Annotated in this window: 17 protein-coding genes; 3 read left to right on the top strand and 14 right to left on the bottom strand. The window is 42.5% G+C overall.

The window, feature by feature from the left end:
• Window positions 1-15: 15 nt before the first annotated feature.
• From LCM00_RS15330 to LCM00_RS15310, 5 genes are read right to left on the bottom strand one after another with little or no spacing between them, the layout of a single operon-like run.
• Window positions 16-960 (bottom strand): ABC transporter permease, encoded by a 945-nt coding sequence (locus LCM00_RS15330; RefSeq protein WP_148949808.1) that lies wholly within the window; start codon window positions 958-960, stop codon window positions 16-18.
• 50 nt (window positions 961-1,010) lie between these two features.
• Window positions 1,011-2,558 (bottom strand): ABC transporter substrate-binding protein, encoded by a 1,548-nt coding sequence (locus LCM00_RS15325; protein ID WP_224903682.1) that lies wholly within the window; start codon window positions 2,556-2,558, stop codon window positions 1,011-1,013.
• An 18-nt stretch (window positions 2,559-2,576) separates the two neighbouring features.
• Entirely contained in the window at window positions 2,577-3,671 is a 1,095-nt protein-coding gene (locus tag LCM00_RS15320; protein WP_224903680.1) for a serine hydrolase domain-containing protein, read from the bottom strand.
• Window positions 3,664-4,572, bottom strand: a complete 909-nt coding sequence (murQ, locus tag LCM00_RS15315; RefSeq protein WP_224903678.1) for an N-acetylmuramic acid 6-phosphate etherase — start codon at window positions 4,570-4,572, stop codon at window positions 3,664-3,666. Before murQ ends, LCM00_RS15320 begins: the two co-directional genes overlap by 8 nt.
• Window positions 4,573-4,616: 44 nt before the next feature.
• Window positions 4,617-5,783: an anhydro-N-acetylmuramic acid kinase gene (locus LCM00_RS15310; protein ID WP_224903676.1), complete on the bottom strand. Its 1,167-nt coding sequence runs from the start codon at window positions 5,781-5,783 to the stop codon at window positions 4,617-4,619.
• Window positions 5,784-6,061: 278 nt separating this feature from the next.
• On the opposite strand from LCM00_RS15310, the gene LCM00_RS15305 reads away from it, so the two are divergent.
• Together LCM00_RS15305 and LCM00_RS15300 are read left to right on the top strand one after the other, a co-directional pair.
• On the top strand, window positions 6,062-6,832 hold the full coding sequence (locus LCM00_RS15305; protein WP_224903674.1) for an SDR family NAD(P)-dependent oxidoreductase: 771 nt from the start codon (window positions 6,062-6,064) through the stop codon (window positions 6,830-6,832).
• 144 nt (window positions 6,833-6,976) lie between these two features.
• Window positions 6,977-7,873 carry a GAF domain-containing protein gene (locus LCM00_RS15300; protein WP_224903672.1) on the top strand — a complete coding sequence of 299 codons (897 nt, stop codon included), beginning with the start codon at window positions 6,977-6,979 and terminating at the stop codon, window positions 7,871-7,873.
• Window positions 7,874-8,035: 162 nt separating this feature from the next.
• Here the strand turns inward: LCM00_RS15300 and LCM00_RS15295 are convergent, their stop codons facing one another.
• From LCM00_RS15295 to LCM00_RS15270, 6 genes are all read right to left on the bottom strand, one after another.
• Complete coding sequence (locus tag LCM00_RS15295) at window positions 8,036-9,169, bottom strand: S1C family serine protease (RefSeq protein WP_224903670.1); 1,134 nt, start codon at window positions 9,167-9,169, stop codon at window positions 8,036-8,038.
• 12 nt (window positions 9,170-9,181) lie between these two features.
• Window positions 9,182-10,474, bottom strand: coding sequence for an FxLYD domain-containing protein (locus LCM00_RS15290; RefSeq protein WP_224903668.1), 1,293 nt, complete (start codon window positions 10,472-10,474; stop codon window positions 9,182-9,184).
• Window positions 10,475-10,748: 274 nt separating this feature from the next.
• Window positions 10,749-11,558, bottom strand: a complete 810-nt coding sequence (locus tag LCM00_RS15285) for a copper amine oxidase N-terminal domain-containing protein (protein WP_224903666.1) — start codon at window positions 11,556-11,558, stop codon at window positions 10,749-10,751.
• Between the two features lie 248 nt (window positions 11,559-11,806).
• On the bottom strand, window positions 11,807-12,898 hold the full coding sequence (locus LCM00_RS15280) for a M23 family metallopeptidase (protein WP_224903663.1): 1,092 nt from the start codon (window positions 12,896-12,898) through the stop codon (window positions 11,807-11,809).
• 725 nt (window positions 12,899-13,623) lie between these two features.
• Entirely contained in the window at window positions 13,624-14,160 is a 537-nt protein-coding gene (locus LCM00_RS15275) for a hypothetical protein (protein ID WP_224903661.1), read from the bottom strand.
• Between the two features lie 120 nt (window positions 14,161-14,280).
• Complete coding sequence (locus LCM00_RS15270; protein ID WP_224903659.1) at window positions 14,281-14,898, bottom strand: hypothetical protein; 618 nt, start codon at window positions 14,896-14,898, stop codon at window positions 14,281-14,283.
• Window positions 14,899-15,084: 186 nt separating this feature from the next.
• Between LCM00_RS15270 and LCM00_RS15265 the strand changes: the two genes are divergently transcribed.
• Window positions 15,085-15,732, top strand: coding sequence for a hypothetical protein (locus tag LCM00_RS15265; RefSeq protein ID WP_224903657.1), 648 nt, complete (start codon window positions 15,085-15,087; stop codon window positions 15,730-15,732).
• 82 nt (window positions 15,733-15,814) lie between these two features.
• Here the strand turns inward: LCM00_RS15265 and LCM00_RS15260 are convergent, their stop codons facing one another.
• The 3 genes from LCM00_RS15260 to manA all read right to left on the bottom strand — a co-directional run bounded on the left by LCM00_RS15260 (window position 15,815) and on the right by manA (window position 18,782).
• Window positions 15,815-16,576, bottom strand: a complete 762-nt coding sequence (locus LCM00_RS15260; RefSeq protein ID WP_224903846.1) for a copper amine oxidase N-terminal domain-containing protein — start codon at window positions 16,574-16,576, stop codon at window positions 15,815-15,817.
• 263 nt (window positions 16,577-16,839) lie between these two features.
• A complete protein-coding gene (locus LCM00_RS15255; protein ID WP_224903655.1) occupies window positions 16,840-17,691 on the bottom strand; it encodes an ROK family protein in 852 nt (283 codons plus the stop codon).
• Between the two features lie 143 nt (window positions 17,692-17,834).
• Entirely contained in the window at window positions 17,835-18,782 is a 948-nt protein-coding gene (manA, locus tag LCM00_RS15250; protein WP_224903654.1) for a mannose-6-phosphate isomerase, class I, read from the bottom strand.
• Window positions 18,783-18,911 lie beyond the last annotated feature (129 nt).

Here is an 18,911-nt window from a genome sequence, read left to right as displayed (position 1 = left end):
TCCCTTTTCTGCATACTATTTATACGAAATTCTCGGGTCCAGATATGAATACAAAATATCTACAATCAGGTTGATCATGACAAAAACAAATGCAATGAATAAAACCGAGCCCTGAACGACTGTAAAATCCCGCTGGTTAATACCTGTTAAAACAAGCTGCCCCAGGCCAGGGAGCGAGAATATTTGTTCAATGATGACCGTTCCGCCCAGCAGGACGCCGATCTGCATCCCGATAATCGTCAGGATCGGAATCATCGCATTTCTTAATGCATGCTGAAAAATCACGACACGCTCTTTTGCACCCTTCGCACGAATGGTACGGATAAAATCGAGCCTCAATATCTCCAGAATCGAAGACCTTGTCATCCTGGTTACCGCTCCAGCCATAGAAGTTCCGAGGACAAGCGCCGGCAAAAACAATATTTGCAGATTAGTAATCGGATCCTCGAAAAAGCCGACATAGCCGACCGGCGGGCTGTAGGAAAAGAACAGGGCCAGTACGAGAATCAATACAGTAGCAAGCGCAAAATTGGGAATGGACACGCCCAGCAAGGAAATGATCCGCACACCAAAGTCTGTCTTAGAGTTGCGTTTAATTCCTGCAATGATCCCCAGAGGGATAGCAATGATCCATGAGATAAAAGCAGACAGCATCGTCAGCTCAAATGTAATGGCAAAGCGGCTTGCAATATCAGGAAGTATCTCTTTGCCTGTCCGCATAGACTCGCCAAAGTCACCCGTCAGCACGCCGCCCATCCAGCTGAAATATTGCTCATGGATAGGCCGGTCCAGCCCAAAATCCTTCCTTAGCTGCGCCAGCGCCGAAGGAGTGGCATCGGTCCCAAGGATAGTAGCTGCAACGTCGCCGGGTATAATTCTTAATGTGAAAAAAATAACGACTGATACGCCGAATAATACGGGAATCAACATCAATAAACGTCTCAGAATATAGGCATACATCAGTGTTCACCCTTAATGAGCAGAAGGCTGCCAAGGCAGCCCCTACTTTGTTATTTTTTTGAAACCTCTAGTATATACTCACCGTTATGCGGATAAGGAGTAAATCCTTCTACCGACTTTCTAACCGCTACATATTTCATTGGAGATACCAGGAATAAATTTGGAGACAATTCTATTAATTTTTCCTGCGCTTCAGTATAAATTTCTTTCCGCTTAGCAGTGTCAAGCGTTGTCTTTCCAGATTCTACGAGCTTGTCATAATCTGCATCAGAGAAGCCCCAAACGTTAGCAGAACCTTCTGTATGGAAGAAGTATTGCATAGCGCGGTCAGGGTCTGTACCGGAACCGTTTCGGCCGATCAGTACATCAGCTGATGTATTCAGCCATGTATCGATATACTCGCCCCACTCGATTTGCTTGATTTCCGCATTCACGCCAATTTCTTTCCATTGCTGCTGCAGGATCTGGGCAGTGTCGACCATATCCGGATATGTCGATGCCGTTGTAATCGTAATGTCAAATCCATCTGGATATCCTGCTTCAGCTAATAGGCTCTTGGCTTTTTCAGTATCATTTGCATATAAGTCGTTCTTTGCTAAATCAATGGCCCAATCTCCCATTGATGGCGCCACCGGACCTGATACCACTGCATCACCATTCCAAACAACATCCGCAATTGCTTTGCGGTTCGTTGCAAGACTTAGAGCCTGGCGGACCTTTGGATCGTTCAGCGGCTTAACATTTACATTAAAACCTACATAACTGTATTCAAGAGATTGATAGTCTTTTACTTCAATCTTATCGTCCTTCGCAAGCAATGAAGCTGACTTTGCGTTTACTGTAGTCAGGTCAACCTCACCAGTACGGATTGCGGACATCCTGGAAGCTTCATCCTTCATTGTGAAGTAGTCCACTTCATCAAGCTTAGGAAGGCCTTCTTCATAATAGTCTTCGTTCTTTACCAGCACTACCTTGCTGTCCGGCACCCACTCTTTGAACTTGAAAGGCCCTGTACCAACAGCAACCTGCTGCAGGTCACCGTTTTCTTCTACCACTTCTTTGGATACAACCACTGCACTCGAGTTTGTTAAGTTAGACAGGAAAGTCGCATCAGGAGATTTCAAGTTAAATTGAACCTGGTAGTCTCCCAGCACTTCAATGCTGTCTACATTTGCAAAATACGAGGCAATATGTGAAGCAGTTTCTTCAGCAAGGATGCGTTCGAAGCTGTATTTCACATCTTCAGCTGTCATTTCATTGCCATTGTGGAACTTAACGCCTTCACGCAGATTGAACACATATGTCTGGTCATCCGGCTGTTCCCAGTCAACCGCAAGGTCGCCGACAACCTCCATTTTGTCATCGAACTTTACTAGACCATTGTATATTTGGGAATAAATGCGGACAGAAGAATGCGCCGGCGTTTTATGCGGATCAAGTCCAGCAGGCTCCTGGTCATTCGCAATCTTTAAGATTTGTTCTGCCTTTTTGCCGCCTTCACCTGCTTCTCCTGCAGTTTCACTTTTTCCTGAACAGGCTATTAACATCGATGCTAAAATAGCAAGTACAAATAGCAATTGAAAACCCTTTTTAGACACTTACTTTTCCCCCTTTTTTTATAAAAAATATTGCTGTATTTCTGCAAAAATTTCTCTTCTGAACGGATTGATATTCTTTGGCTCATCCACATGCAGCCGATTTGTAAGAAGCACTGCCTGCAGGTTTTTCTCCGGTACAATCCAAAGGGCAGTCCCGGTAAAGCCAGTATGGCCTACGCCTTCCGGAAAAGGATCTGAGCTGTGCCAGCCTAAGCCCCTGTCTTCAACGATATTCTCCATGGATTTTTTGATCAGATCAGATTGGATAAACTCTGTATCTGCCGCATAACCCCTTTTCAAATACAAATCAGCTATTCCGCTCAAGTCTGCAGCAGTTCCAAATAAACCTGCATGCCCTGACTCGCCGTTAAGAAAATAATAGGCATTGCCATCATTGACTTCACCTATAATGGGTTTGCCCGTGTCTCTCCAGCCCGCGAATTCCCTATGTCTGCTTCTGCACATGTCCATCTCTATCCGATTGCCAAACTCTGTGGCAGCTACATCATCAGTTTGAACAGGACCATAAGTCAGGCGGCTTAATTTCAGCGGAGAGGCCAGCTCTTTTTCAACGATTTCCTTCAGGCTGTTATCATGTATTTCTTTAAGAACTTCACCTAGTAAAATATAATTCAGATCACTATAAACAACCTGACTTTCTTCCTGATGCTTCAATTCAATGGAGTTTAAAATCTCATAGAGGTTATGGTTTGGCAGTTCTGTATAGAAGGGATGCCAGGCTGTCAGTCCTGAAGAATGCGTTAGTAACTGTTTGATTGTGAGAGGCGCCAGTATATTGTTGCTGGCCGCTGCTGGAAGACAGTGTCCTAAGGTTGTATCCAAGGACAATCGGCCTTGGCCTGCCAGCTTTAAAATCAATGTTGAGGTGATAATTTTCGTTACACTTGCCAGGTCAAATACTGTATCGATGGTGACTGCATCACGCGTCAACGAGTTTCGCTTGCCATAAGCCTTGAACAATATTTCCTTATCATTCTGCTTAACAAGGCAAACACCGCCGGCCATATAATCTTTATCCATGTATTTCTGGAATATGTGGCTGACACTCTTTTCAAGAGAATTCATAGAATTTTCATCATTCAAGCTAACCATGATGTACCTGCTCCACGGCCCCCCGGACAAATCCATCCGCTTTTGCCAATAGCTGCAGCGCATCTTCATACACAACGTCGGAGAGAAGCATTACGATGGCTGGTTTAACTGAATATTCGGTCTTCTCAAGAACCTTTGATGCTGTTTGATAATCAGTCCCGGTTGCCTCGCAGACGATTTTCTTCGCCCGCTCCTTCAGTTTAAAATTGGAAGCATTAACATCAACCATTAAATTTTTATAAGCTTTTCCCATTTTCACCATGGAGGCAGTGCTGATCATATTCAATATCATCTTATGGGCAGTCGCTGCTTTCAGGCGGGTCGACCCTGCCAGGACTTCAGGCCCTGTCTCCACTTCAATCCTAATGTCAGCATGCTTGCTTATTTCAGCATTTCTATTACTGGTCAGACTTACTGCTATAGCGCCAATTGAACGTGCATATTGAAGGGCTCCTACCACATAAGGGGTCCTGCCGCTTGCTGCAATCCCTATGACAACATCATTGGCAGTTAAGCCACGTGCCTGGAGGTCCTCCTGACCAAGCTGTTCATTATCTTCGGCACCCTCCACCGCTTTCATGAGAGCCCGGTCGCCCCCTGCCAGGATGCCTTGAACCATTTCGGGGTCTGTACTGAAAGTTGGCGGACATTCTACCGAATCCATCAAACCCATCCGCCCGCTTGTACCTGCGCCTGTGTAAAACAGCCTTCCGCCTTTCCGGAACGAAGCAACAACAGCTTCCACTGTTTTTTCAATTTCCGGTAGTACCTCCTGGACTGCTTGTGGGATGAAAGAGTCTTCTTCGTTCATAAGTCTCAGTATTTCAATCGTCGGCATACTGTCCAGCGCCGTGGATTTATCGTTATGCATTTCTGTTGCCAGTTTTGTTAAATCTTCCATTTACCTACCATCCTAATTGTATTGATAAGTTTTAAAAAATCGCTTTACCAGGCGATCTTGCCCATGATTACTTCTTTGGATGCCCCGGTAGCCGCCGGTAAATTATTAGGCTGCTTGTGGTAGCAAAGATATCCGAATATCGCAAAAGCTATTGCTTCTTTTGCATCGCTATTGATGCCAAGCTCCTTAGTAGAAGCGATTTTCACCGTTTCCGGCAAGTAATCTTTCAGCCCTTTTATCAAGCTGGTATTGTTAAGCCCGCCGCCGCTGATATAGATTTCTTTCACACCATCGTCCTTGATGTGCTTCTCGAGTGCTTTTCCAAGTGAAACAGCCGTCAGCGCTGTTGCAGTCGCAATCCTATCTAATTCCGATATATTTCTGCTTTCTGCCTGATCCCATAGATCCTTCGCATACTCGATGCCAAATTGCTCCCTGCCTGTGCTTTTAGGAGGAGCTTCTTTGTAATAAGGATGCTCCAGCAGCTCCTTTAGCCACTCCTGATCAACCTTTCCGCTTGCAGCAAGATTTCCGTCCTTGTCATAGCTTTGGGCTCCATTGGTATGCCAGGCAGTGAATGCGTCTATAATCATGTTCCCTGGCCCGGTATCATAAGCAGTCACTTTTTCACCGGAAGCATTCTTAGGAAGCACGGTGATATTGGATATTCCTCCAATATTGACGAGTACCCTTCCCGACTCTTCCGACCTGAACAGGATGTAATCCAGGAAAGGAACTAACGGGGCACCCTGTCCGCCAACTGCCACATCACGTGTCCGGAAATCGCCGGCCGCAGGGATTCCAGTCCTTTCGGCAATGACTGATATGTCACCGATTTGCAGTGTGTTTGGCCGGTAATAAGGATCGTTCTCCTTATAAACCGGATCATGGAATACGGTCTGTCCATGTGAGCTGACCAGGTCAATCTCCGACACATCAATTCCGGATTCCTTGATGGCAGCTAACACACCATCTGCAAACACTTCCCCCAACAGCATATTCATTGACGAAATTTCAGGAGATAAGGTATTCGGGACAACCACCTTTTCCAGGCGGGCTTTCAGTTCTTTCTCGTAAGGAATCGTTGTAAAAAAAACCAGCTCAAATTCCATCTTGCCGTTCACTTTTTGCACATCAACAATGGCAATATCCATCCCATCCAAAGAGGTACCCGACATAACACCGACCACTTTCATTCTCGGAAAATCCAAACTCTCACTCCTTTCGAAATTTTTGTAAGCGCTTAACTAGTATTCTATGGAAAACAAAATAAAATATCAATACTTTTAGGAATTTTTTGAATTATTTTTTCAGAAAGTGGTACGAATGTATTATGGAAAATAATTTACATTTATCGCGTTACTAAGCAGAAAGCTATGAAACCCGACCCTTATTACTACAAATACGAAGAAGTAATTGCTACACTAAACCTGCAAGCTACTATCCTGAATAGTCAGAAATAATACATCTATTTAAAGGAGGAGCTAACATGGCAAGATTAAACGGCAAAACAGCGGTTATTACCGGCGGAGCAGGCGGCATCGGAAAAGAAACGGCTAAGCAGTTTTTGAATGAAGGAGCTAAAGTCGTGATTGTGGACCTGTTCCAGGAATCCCTGGATGAGGCAAAAGCTGAATTGGATTCTTTGGGTGAAGTGATTGCTGTACAGGGAGATGTGACAAAAGAAGCTGATGTAAAGAATTATGTTCAAAAGGCTGTTGAGGCTTTTGGCAGAATTGATATTTTCTTTAACAATGCAGGAATTGAAGGCAAGGTTCAGCCTATTGCAGAAACAGATTTGGAAGACTTCCTGAAGGTCCAAAACGTGAACGTAGCCGGTGCCTTTCTGGGGCTGAAGCATGTTATGCCTGTCATGACCAAGCAGGAGAGCGGAAGCATCATTAATACTTCTTCTGTTGCGGGATTTGGCGGAACACCTGGGGTTGCACCTTATGTTACATCCAAGCATGCGCTCGTCGGCTTAACAAAAGTGGCTGCACTTGAGGCAGCTCCCTTCAATGTCCGTGTTAACTCGATCCATCCATCACCTGTTAATACACGCATGATGCGTTCGCTTGAGGCCGGATTTGCTCCGGATAATGCTGAAGGAGCTCAAGAGCAGTTTGCTCAGGGCATACCGCTCGGCCGCTATGGCGAAAGTGAAGATATTGCCAGCCTGGTGGTATTCCTTGCTTCAGATAACAGCAGATTTATCACTGGCTCCCAATATCGCATCGACGGCGGAATGGCTGCGTTATAGCATTAGTAAAAAAAGCTGACTCATCGCTTTTCGAGTCAGCTTTTTCTTTTGAAAAGATTAATATGCTTGTATAGGTTTATCCGCCTATAGGAGTGGTAAAAACTTAGTTGAGGCTTATTTTAGGATTGAGGGGTACAAATACATATGAATTCAAATGTTTTTTCTTACAGCAAGTTCATGAATTTCGACGAAGCAGCGGACAGCATCCTAAGGATGATGAGCAGGATTTTAAATATAAACACACTATTCATAGCTAAAAATGATCAAAGGACAAATGAGATTGTTAAGGTTGTTAATCATGGGGATACTTTGCTGAGGGAAGGAGATACTCTTCCTTTTGAGGAAACCTTCTGCAAACTGAGTGTGGATCACGGCAAGAAGGTTCTGTTCATTCCTGATATTACAAAAAGCGATTTATCACATGCTCTAAATGTGACCCGGAATTTAGGAAGCGGCAGCTTTGTAGGCCTTCCTATTTTTTATGAGGATGGGAGAAATTACGGAACCATCTGCGGACTGGATACGGAAACCTTTGAGCTCACTGAAGAACATGTGGAGCTGTTTGAGACGATGAGCTCTCTGCTCTCCTATGTACTGGAGCTCGATGATGCGAACAGGCAGATTCAAACACTGTCAGCACCGCTAGTCCCGATCACTACAGGAGTGGCCATCCTTCCAATCATAGGCAATATCAATGAATTCCGGCTGGAGACCATCATAGAATTGGCCCTCACCAAGAGCGAGAGCCTGTCACTTGAGTATCTAATCATTGATCTGTCAGGGATTCTCCAAATCAACGATATGGTGAGCTCATCCCTTTTAAAAGTTGCCAATATGCTGAGCCTGATAGGCGTAACCCCCATACTTACCGGTATCAGGCCTGACTTGGCGTTAAACGCAATCAGCACAAATACAGATTTGAAATCAGTAAAAACCGAGGCAAGCCTGGAAAGCGCTTTGAAGACGATTGGGTTTACACTGAGCAGAGATGAAGGCAGAAACGGAGGGACAGGCTCATCATCCCGCTCCCTTTTTAGGTGATACTTCTTAATCAATCGTTTGATTAAATGCTCTTAAAGCTAGAGAGGGACAGTCAATCTGTCCCCTCCGGCTCCTAACAACAAACTTATGAAACATGGCTGTGAAACAAGATTATTCGGGAGGTACCTGTCACCACTACCACCTCTACCATCCCACTACCAGTCACTCAATCTTCTCTCCCTCACCAGAAATAAGTTTAAGCTGATCATTTTCGTACCCTATTTTATATGTCACTTTGTATTTGCTGTAGGCAGCTCCTCCGTCTTTTCGTTCATCAGCAGAGATGATGGCGACTACAGTTGCATGATCACCATCCGTGCTGGCGGTGAGATCATCAATAGAAACTGACTCTGTGTTCAAATAACCCTCCCGAAATTTCTCATAGGTGATGGAGGATTGCCAGCTGCTTCCGATCAGGGAGTAGGCGGTAACATAATCTCCCTGGTTAAGGCAGTCGTAAAAATATTCAACAAGGTATGATGCATAATCACCGATTGAGTATTCTTCCTCCTCATAGCTATACTGGTCTGTTGCAATGGCAACATCAGCAACATTGGTCATTGGAGACTTGGACCAGCCTTCAATAAGCGGCAGAATACTGTTGATCGGGATGCTGAATCCGATGCTGCCTTCGTCCATCCCGGCTGAGTTGATGCCCAGGACCTCCCCGGTCTTGCTGTCAATCAGAGGACCTCCGCTATTGCCATGAGCAATCGGGGCAGATATTTGGTAAACATCCTCATATTTGAAAGGCTCCAGCACAAAATCCCGGTCCACGCCGCTGATAATTCCGGTGGTTACCGTATTCTCAAGTCCAAGCGGAGTGCCAAGCGCCAGAACCTCATCCCCAACCTCGCCTTTGCGGTCGCGGGCGATTTTAAGAGGCTCAGTCCCCTCCAGCCCCTGAACCCTGACAAGCCCAATATCTGTCTCACTGCTTACGCCGATCACGACTCCGGAAAATTCCCGTGAATCGGAGGTTTTCACCTTCACTTTGCTGGCATTTGCCACAACATGGGCGTTTGTCACAATGTCTCCTCTGTCGTTATAGAGGAAGCCGGAGCCCAATGAGCCATCATCCAATTCTATTTTCACAACAAGCTTCTGAGTATTATGAATGATTCCTTTCAAGTCCTCTGGTGTTTCTGTCTCCTTGGATGCCGGATCCGCTTTAGCTGCAAAGGCAGATGGTGCGGTTAGCTTTTTGGGCATTGAGTCTTTCATATAAAAATAGCCGTATGTGCCGCCGCCGCAAATTACAACGACGGAAGCGATACTGATAAACCACTTTTTCATATTTTCACCCTCTTAATTTAAGTACCAGGTTATATTGTCAATTTTCACAGTCACATTTTGATAGACTCCATAATACACGTCATCAAAGGTCCCTGACTCTCCCGGCTCCAAATAATATGGATAGACAGTAGTTGATCCCTCAGCAATATAGCTATTGTTTTCATCGTAAATGGAATAGTAGATTGTCACGGAGCTGATTGATGCCGTCGCGATGTTCTTCACTTCCCCGGTTACATAGAGATCGCCGTACTCATCAACTTCTGCTGTCAGCCCCAAAGACTCTACTGCAGCAGTTCTATTTTTCAAATCTTCCTGGGCTGCAGCTTCCATCGCCTGTTCAATCCGCTGCTGCTCTGCCTGTTCAAAAGCTGCCCTTTCCTGCTCGACCCGGTCCCTGAATGCCAAAAGCTTCTTGTCATTCGAGGCGTACTCTAAACCTTTATCGATAACAGAAAAAGCGTCTGTGAACTGTTTGCTTTTTAATTTCCCCTCGGCATCATCCGTGCTGATTTGGATAATTTTATTTAAAATCTCCGTTTTTACCGGGGTGGCTTCTTTTTCCGGCAATGTGGCCAATATACTCAATTTCCCTGCCAACTCATCCACTGTCTTTAGTCCGTTCAATTCCTTTTTGATTGTGCCAACAGCAATCTGCACTTCTTTTTCTTCGACCTTAGCTGTAAAAGGCTCAAACAGAGGACTTTTTGACCCGCTTATTTTGCTCTTTAGACTTGCCAGTCCCTTCGAAGCTGCATCAAACTCCGTTTTTTGAATTTTGCTGCTTGCTGTATCAAGAAATCCCTCCAGTTCTAAAGCCAAATTGACCAATTCAAGGTCATCCTGAAGAGCGGTATAAGCAGGACGCTTGGAAATCCCCTGTTCCAGCAGCTTTTTGGAAGCTTCATAGTCTCCCTTCAAAGCTGTTTCCTCAGCCGACTTCTTTAGGTCCAGAACTTCCGCGTTAACTTCTTTTTCCTGAATATAATAGTAAGATAGCCCGAAAGCGACCAAAAGGATGCTGACTAGAGGAAAAACGACAGGAAGAGCACCCATAAAGGTGAAACGCTTTCGTTCGGAACGAGAGGTTTCTGCATTGACCTCCGTTGTATTAACTTCATCTGTATCGTCTGTACGCCCTTCGGACAGACTTTCATCAGCAGCTGCAAGCCCATTTTCCTCAGGGAAAGCCGGACGGCTACTGCCATCTTCCTTCACTTCCTTCTCAGGCTTGGCAACAGGAGCCCCACAATTCGCACAGAATTTAGACTCTGCCGGCAGCTTCTCGCCACATTGATTACAAAACACCCAAACTCCCCCTTTATAGTTAAATAGTACCAGATGACGTAAGGCGGTTCTACTGCTTCCTAAAAATAGAAGCACAGTCACCCGTGCTTCCTTCCTGTCCTTGTATATTAAGGAATAATAGGAGAATAGAATACTTGAAATTCTATGATCCAATTGTCCTGTACTGTATATAAAAAACATGCCATGAGTTTGCAGCTGGCAAGACAGGCTTTTCCTTTTACTGAAACAAGTTGTGAAACATAACTGTGAAACAAGAATTTTCGGGTGGTACCTGTCACCTAAACTTTTGATAGGCAGAGTATTCATCACCGTCGTACATTCCCAGACCCGTAAAGTCGCAGCTTCCTGCTGATGATACCTGGTTGACACGAATGTTACCGCCATCTAATTGTAATATGGCTTTACAGCTTCCGCTTGTGAAAGATGCACTATCATCAGAAAGCAAATAGGCTTTCCCATAGAAGTCATTAAATTCCCACGGCATCTGGTAACCATATAATTCTCCGCCAGTTGGATCATATCGAAAGCCTGTTTGAGATACAAAAGAGATCGTTTCAGGTGTTTTTTCATATACATATAGATCTGTCAGCATTCCGGACCCTGTATACCATGGATTATAATATTGGCCCAGCCATGGGTCAGCCCCGGCTTCAGCGTTCCCTATCATCACAGTTTTAGTAGCGTTATTCCAACTGACCTTTTCTCCTAAAGATTGACTTATGAAACGCAAGGGCACCAGTGTTTGATTATCCTTTATTTGGGCTGGAACGGATATAGTAAAAGCTTTTTCATTTACTTTCGCCGTCCTGGATCCTATTTTTAACCAAACTTTTGTATTTCCTTTACTCGCATGAATGGTTTTGTCTTTTTGATTCCATTTAACATCTGCATCTAACGCCTCAAATATTCCTCTTAAAGGAACTAGAGTTGTCCCACTCTTAATAATTCCCTGGTTGTTAAAATGCTGTCTTTCTCCATTAAATATGTAGGCAGAAACATCCCCGGAAGCTTCTGTTTGAGTAAAGCTCAAAGATAACCCGGATAATAAAACCAACAGCATTACGGCAATTCTAATAATCCTCAATTATATCTCCCCCTATTATTTATAGTGTAAGTTTACTATAAAACAAGAAATAATTGGTAACTGTTTTTGAAGTGCATAAACCCGACATTTTGGTTACCTAAAGAAAAACTATAATTGAGCAAAAAAAGGCCTGCCTGAATGCAGTTATATGCGTGAAACAGCTCCGTGAAACAAGATTTTTCGGGTGGTACCTGTCACCACTATAAAACGAAACGAAGAGCCGATACGTATCGGCTCTTCGTTCATCATTATTGCATCTGAACATCTAATGCTGGACGGTAATTGTTATGTTCTGAGTAGACCCATGCATTATTGCCAATGCGATACCAGCCATCGCTGTATTCATATACAAGATATTGATCTTCTATACTTACGTATCCATCATAACCTGCATCAGAATTAATCGGATAGCTTGCACCCGGACCAGTTCGGATTACGGATGTCTCAATGCCCCTGACTACACCTAATTGCCTGTTTAAATTTAAATCAGGTTTTACTTTAATTCCTTCAATTGTTACTTGTTTAGGAGTCGCAATAGTTCCGGAATTGGTTCCATTTAAAGTTATACTAATAGAGTTAGTTGGCCTGTAAACAAAATGTTCTGAATAGACCCAGCCATTAGTTGCGATTTTATACCATCCATTGCTGTAATCTGAAACTAAATATTGGTCTTTAGGATTTACATAACCCTTATTACCCAAGGAGGTATTGATTGAATAGGATGCTCCTGGACCTGTCCGAATTACGGTTGTTTCAAAGTTTCGAACTGCCCCCAGCCTGGTGTTTAAATTAAGATTCGGTTTAATATCTTCAATTGTAATTGAAGGCGGCTGAGAAGGTATTGGGGTTCCATCTGTAATATAGTCTATTGGATTTACAGCATTGCTTTTTGATTCATTCCATGCCCCGTTATGAACTTCAAAGTGTAGATGCTGGGCACTTGACTGACCAGTATTACCCATATAACCTAGTGTCTGACCGGTAGTTACAATCTGCCCAACATTAACGGACCGGCTTGACATATGAGCATATACTGTCTGCCATTGGGTATTGTTAATAGTATGCCTTAGAAATACAACATTGCCATAAGATGATGAATAATAGGATTTGATGACTGTTCCTTCTCTGCCAGCCTTGATGGGAACAGAAGTAGAATTGGAAATATCGATCCCTTTATGAAACTTGTTATCGTAAGATCTATAACCAAATCCCGAGCTTAATGTACCCTGGGCAGGCATAATAAAATAACCTGTAGCAGCACTGCTCTTTGAGACAGGAAAAAAAGACAACAACATGAGAAAGACAAGAGACAAAGACAAAAATTTACTATTTCTTTTCATTTTTTGCTCCCTTCTGATTTCTTACAATTTTTAGTACAATGTTTATTCTAGGTCACTAGATTTTGATAAACAAAGGAAAATTATAGTAAAAAAGGAGAGAGTAAGCGCTAAAAAATATGATTTTCCCAACAAAATTTATTAGTAGAAAGGTATAATACCGCAATTAAATTATGAAAACATAAAAAATACTTAATTTTAGTCAATTTTTTCCCAATCATAAAACTCTACTCATTTTCCTTTTATTCATAGATAACCAATAGTTAAGGGCTAAAAAATTTGAGGCAATGACTTTCATTATTCCCTATACTGTCTTGCTTGTTCTTCTTTGATATATTCGCGATTTCTGTCCGTATACAAGTGTCTATTCCTCAAAAAAAAAGCATGCCCCATAAGCACACAACTAAAGGATAAGTTTATAAAGCTGGTAACAAACACCACTTAACCTATATCACCAACTTCCAAACCAGCTTAACCCAACCAAAAAAACTAACCCATAATAGCACACTCAACAGTACACCCCAATACATTCCTATCACAAAGCTTCCTTCATCATTATTCATTAGGCAGCACTCCCGTCCATTGATACTGTTAGAAAGTATGATCAAATTCGACGGAAGCTAAACCTAACTGAATTTGCCTTTACAAGTTTGCAAATAACTTCAATATCAGCATAACTCCTTATAACTGATTGCTTCTGAAAGGCACATTTATTGAAGAAAATGCAATTAGTCCAATCCGCCAACTTCAAAGTTTATTTCAGTGGCCAAATCTTCTTCATCTTGACTACCTTCCACCCCATATGATGCCTCAACTTTCATTGTATAGCTCCCTGCAGCCATTGAATCTAACAAGCTTCCGAACGATTCATCTTTTTTATCGAATTCGAATGTTTCTATATAGGGCTGATTTTTCGGTATAACAAACTTGTTAGCAGTATCTACACCTTCACTTGATAATTCAAAATTCCCGTCATCACTAAGTAATTGATAGTCAATTAAAGTGGCATTTGAATAAACGCTCATTTCTTGTTCTGAACCTAAGTAATGGAGCTCCGCTGTCACTACAATTGGTTCATCCAACGCAAAGTTTTGTTTCTCACTTTTTACAACCAGCTTAAAATGTCCGTTTTCAACTTCTTTAGATATTCCTGCTGGTTCAACATCTTCCTTAACATCTAAAACTTCTTCGGTAACTTCTTTGTCCGTTATATTACAGGCAGCTAAAAAAATTGAACAAGCTCCTATAAATATTAACTTTTTCAAAAGCCTCACCTCTTTACTACATTAGTCGTACCTCCTGATTAAAAGTTTCGAAAAAGCAAAAAGAGCCGAAAATACGAGACATGCGTACTTTCGGCTCTAATTTATAACATTCATTTTTAATCACTCACACAAAAACCGGCAGCCCTTCTCAAACCGGTCACTATCCTCCGCTATATAATACCAGTGGTCGTCTATTTTCTTGTACTCCTGATAATAATCAAATTTCTTTGGGCTTGGAAATTTTCCTGTGGAGGAATATATAAACCCTTCCTGCCAGCCAACCATATCCCAAAACGGGGATTCCACTGATTCAAAATAAACATAATATTCATCTTTTGAATGCATGCCCGCTCTTATCGATTGGGTTTTCACTGCGTTCTTATATTGCGGGGGAGTAGGGTAAAAGAAAGTTCCATTCCCGCCATCTTTCTTCTTTATCTCTCCATTCACTAACATGCTAATGATTTTTTCTCTATCATTTTTATAAACATAAAAGTTCATTTCTGTTTGTACCATAGGCAGCAGAACAATCACTACCACCAGCGTTACTATTTGAATAGTAATGGCAATCCACTTTTTTTGAAATAAACAAATGATCGAAAATACGAAAATAATCGCAAAAAAACCATATGGTACTAACCCAAAGAGTTTATTCCCCACAATCAAACCATACAATGTATATAGGATTAATAAGATACTGCTGCCCGCCGCAAATATGTTTATATTCTTCTTTATCATTACTTTCCTCTTCCTAACACATCTTATTATGTAATAACTTTATTAACCTTTAATAGGTAATTGTTCAGTAAAAACCGCATGATCTAATTATGGAATATAATAATCATTTAGTGAATAATAACATATTTTAGTGTAAAATTAAACTATTATTGTAAACGGAGGAAATTTATGAGGTTTTTAACATCTTTGGCAACAAGCATCATTGTGACGATCATTTTCTATTTGGGGGTTTTAGGATATTCTTTTTTGTTACCGATTGAAGATTATCCGGATGGGGGAGAAGGTCTGGATTCATTAGCGTTTCTGATCATTATGACCATGTTCGTAGCACCATTGGTCTTTTTAACACTAACCGTCACTTTTACTCTATTATATAAAAAATGGAATATCAAAAAGCTTTTGTTCATTTCACTGGTAAGCATCTGGACAAGCCTCTTGTTAAATTGGCTATCAAATTGCTATTATTTAAGCTTCAACAGAGCAAACCATTTTGCTCCAGATGTGCCGCCAACCTTATTATTAGAAATCAGCAATTTTATCATTGATCGCATTTATATATTCCCTCCAATCTTTATTGTGATAGGTTACCTAATCATGCGAAGAAAACCTTCCTGGTTTAATCTTAATGCAAGTCTTTTAGGGATTATTACTGGCTATGTCCTATCATATGGTTTATTTATCCTTTGGAGAATCAAGAATAATTCACTCACCTCTTACCATTATTTTGACGCTTTTGAGCTGGGGATACTTACGATTGGATCTTTTGTTGGGCTGGCAGCCGGGATATTTATCGGTAGAAGCAGAAATAAATCTTCGTCTATTGAGAAAGTTTAAAGAATCTATTATTTCCTGGATAAAAAAAGACAGAACCGATTCCTTCGTAAGGATTAGTTCTGTCTTTTTGTTATTTGAGGTACTATTCTACTCGTTCTAAATATACCTTGCCGTAATCCCCAGAGCTGGCCTCCGTATTTGTAAGCGCTCCTTTAAAGATTCCATTTTCAATTATTCCTGACATCCCTACACTGTTATAGCCGCTTGGCTGTTTAATCCACTTTTTATATTTCAGTTCAATATAGCCTATATCTTCATTATATTCATAATCCATTTCGAATTCGCCGGATTTTACACCTGGATTTTCAGATAAAGGGTAAAATTTAAAGATAGCTGTAGTATCTTCAATCTTTAATGTCAATCCTGTTTTCCCTTGACCGGCCACGTACCACCCTTCGTAAGTTCCGATTGCGGAAGCTGCTGCATCATAACCGATTTTCACTGTTTTTGTAGCGTTATTCCATCTGACCTGTTCTCCTAAGGATTCACTAATAAAACGCAAAGGAACAAGGGTATTTCCATTTCTTACTTGAGCAGGAACAGAAATGGACACAGCTTTTCCATTAACTTTTGTATTTCTAGAACCAATTTTCAGCCAAACTTTTATATCGCCTTTTGCAGCATCTATCGTGCTGTTTTGCTGATTCCAGTTAACTTTTGCTCCTAAAGCTTCGAATATCCCTCTTAATGGAACAAGAACTGCACCTTGGCTGATCACCGCTTTGTTACTATATGCTTGCTTTTCTCCATCAAGATAGATAGAAATCTTGCTGGAAGCTTCGGTACTGCTGGTACTAAAAGCAAAAACTAACATCAGCACAAATAAAGATAATACTAATTTCACACTTCTCAAATCGAATCCCCCTTATTTTTCCACAATTATGATTGTATTTTACTATTGACAAACAAGCAAGCTAATAATTTGAATAATATATGTTTTCATTTTCTATTTCTCTCAGGATAGGTGTATAAGGGGGAATCATAGGATTGAGGGCAGCATTTGATATGGGAGTAAAAGGAGAGTGAAAGATAATCTCCATGAACCTGCCGCCCCTCTATGAAACATTATGTGAAACAAGATTTTTCGGGAGGTGCCTGTCACCACTTCTACCGCTCCGCTGCCATCAACAGCGCCCCTATTATCCCCGCCCGGTCCCCAAGCCCCGGCTTCACGATATAATCCACCAGTTCCGGCAATGGGATATAATCCTTCATAAGCTCCAGCAAGTACTTGTATATAGAATCAAATACTTGCGACTGATTCATGACGCCTCCGCCAAGGATGATTTTCTTTGGCGAGAGGATGAGGATGTATTGCATGAGTGCCTGGGCGAGATAGTATCCTTCAAGGTCCCAGACCTCTTTCCGGTCTACTAAATCTTTTCCTTTAGCTCCCCAGCGTTCTTCTATAGCCGGTCCGGCGGCGAGGCCTTCAAGGCAGTCGCCATGATAAGGACATTTGCCTTGGTAAGCATCCTCAGGATGGCGGCGGAGCAGGATATGCCCCATTTCCGGATGGGAAATGCCTTGAAGCAATTGCCCGTTTACCACGGCACCTGCCCCGATGCCTGTTCCTACTGTAATATAAAGACAGCTGTCCAGCCCTTTAGCGGCCCCCAGCCTCGCCTCGCCCAAAGCAGCAGCATTCACATCTGTGTTGAAGCCGACTGGAACGCCAAACGCTTGTGAGACTGTTTCGACGAACGGGTAGTTTTTCCATGCCGTTTTCGGAGTGGATGTGATATAGCCGTACGTCGGGCTATCATGGTTAACATCTATCGGGCCAAAAGATCCGATGCCAATGGCATCAATCTCATATTGTTTAAAAAATGAGATGGCTGCTGCCAGGGTTTCTTCCGGGACAGTGGTCGGGATCTGGATAGAATCAGCAATCCTCCCGGTTTCATCTCCGACAGCACAGACAAATTTCGTACCGCCGGCTTCAATCGCTCCTAGCATATATCATTCCCCCCGTTACCGTTTAAAATTGGATGATTAGAATTTTAATTTTTTCAGATAGATTACTAGAGTTTATACAGCAAAACCAACTATATGTTAGCGCTAACAATAATTTGCGCTAAATTCAGACTAATTACTCCGATTCATACGTGGGAAACAATTAATTCCGCCTGACCTTCTACTCCAAACGTTCCAAAGCCGGCTGGAAGAATAAAATGATCTCCCTTTTCAAAGGTATAGACCTTTCCATCTGCCTTAAGGACCCCACTACCGTTCAGCACGCTGACTAAGAGGAATGGCTTATCCTGTTCAAAGCTGGCCTTACCCTCAAGATTCCATTTATAGACTGTAAAATATTCAGCTTCAACAAACCTCTTTATTTCAGCATCCCCATGTTTTTCCACAGTCGGCTCAACTCTTGCTGATTGATGCGGAATAGTAGTAACGGCTATTGATCTATCAATATGGAGTTCACGTGTATTTCCTTCCGCATCCTTCCGATCATAGTCGTACACACGATAGGTTAAATCAGAGCTTTGCTGCGTTTCAAGGATCAGAGTCCCTTTGCAGAGAGCATGGATCGTTCCGCTCGGCACATAGAAAAAATCGCCAGGCTTAACAGATACGCGGCGCAGAAGCTCGTTCCAATTGCCCTTCTCAACATGCTCAATAAACTCTTCCTTCGTCTGGGCCGTATGGCCGAAAATCAGCTCGGCCTCCTCATCGCAGTCTATGATATACCAGCATTCCGTCTTGCCCATCTCTCCATTCTCATGCTCTACCGCATAAGAATCATCCGGGTGGACCTGGACCGACAAGTCAGCGTTCGCATCCAGGATCTTTGTAAGCAAGGGAAACACCGGAGAAGAATAGCTTCCGAACAATTCGCGGGTGTTTTCCCATAGATCGCCAATTGTCCTGCCGGCAAAGACTCCGTTCTTTACCTTGCTTTGCCCGTTTGGATGCCCTGAAATTGCCCAGCACTCCCCTGTCTGGTCAGAGGGAAGAGAGTAACCGAAAGTATTCCTTAAAGCCGTCCCTCCCCATATACGTTCCTGAAAAACCGGTTCTAAAAATAAAGGTTCCTTCATAATATATGGCCTCCTTATATAAAAGCAGTCTATTACAAACCATGAGATGGTGCTCACACGCAAGAGGGACTGCAGATCCTATGAACCTCTCCCTACTCCAGCTCTCTCATGAAACAGTCTGTGAAACAA

This window comes from Bacillus infantis (genome assembly GCF_020171945.1).
GTDB lineage: Bacteria > Bacillota > Bacilli > Bacillales > Cytobacillaceae > Bacillus_AB > Bacillus_AB infantis_A.
Note: the sequence above shows the minus strand (reverse complement) of the source record. Positions and strands in the feature narration are given on the sequence as shown.

Bases quoted from the DNA above. Each gene is read 5' to 3' on its own strand.
- LCM00_RS15255 (WP_224903655.1), bottom strand. From the start codon at position 17,691: ATGCTAGGAGCGATTGAAGCCGGCGGTACGAAATTTGTCTGTGCTGTC.
- LCM00_RS15280 (WP_224903663.1), bottom strand. From the start codon at position 12,898: ATGAAAAGAAATAGTAAATTTTTGTCTTTGTCTCTTGTCTTTCTCATG.
- LCM00_RS15300 (WP_224903672.1), top strand. From the start codon at position 6,977: ATGAATTCAAATGTTTTTTCTTACAGCAAGTTCATGAATTTCGACGAA.
- manA (WP_224903654.1), bottom strand. From the start codon at position 18,782: ATGAAGGAACCTTTATTTTTAGAACCGGTTTTTCAGGAACGTATATGG.
- LCM00_RS15320 (WP_224903680.1), bottom strand. From the start codon at position 3,671: ATGGTTAGCTTGAATGATGAAAATTCTATGAATTCTCTTGAAAAGAGT.
- LCM00_RS15305 (WP_224903674.1), top strand. From the start codon at position 6,062: ATGGCAAGATTAAACGGCAAAACAGCGGTTATTACCGGCGGAGCAGGC.
- murQ (WP_224903678.1), bottom strand. From the start codon at position 4,572: ATGGAAGATTTAACAAAACTGGCAACAGAAATGCATAACGATAAATCC.
- LCM00_RS15295 (WP_224903670.1), bottom strand. From the start codon at position 9,169: ATGAAAAAGTGGTTTATCAGTATCGCTTCCGTCGTTGTAATTTGCGGC.
- LCM00_RS15270 (WP_224903659.1), bottom strand. From the start codon at position 14,898: ATGATAAAGAAGAATATAAACATATTTGCGGCGGGCAGCAGTATCTTA.
- LCM00_RS15330 (WP_148949808.1), bottom strand. From the start codon at position 960: ATGTATGCCTATATTCTGAGACGTTTATTGATGTTGATTCCCGTATTA.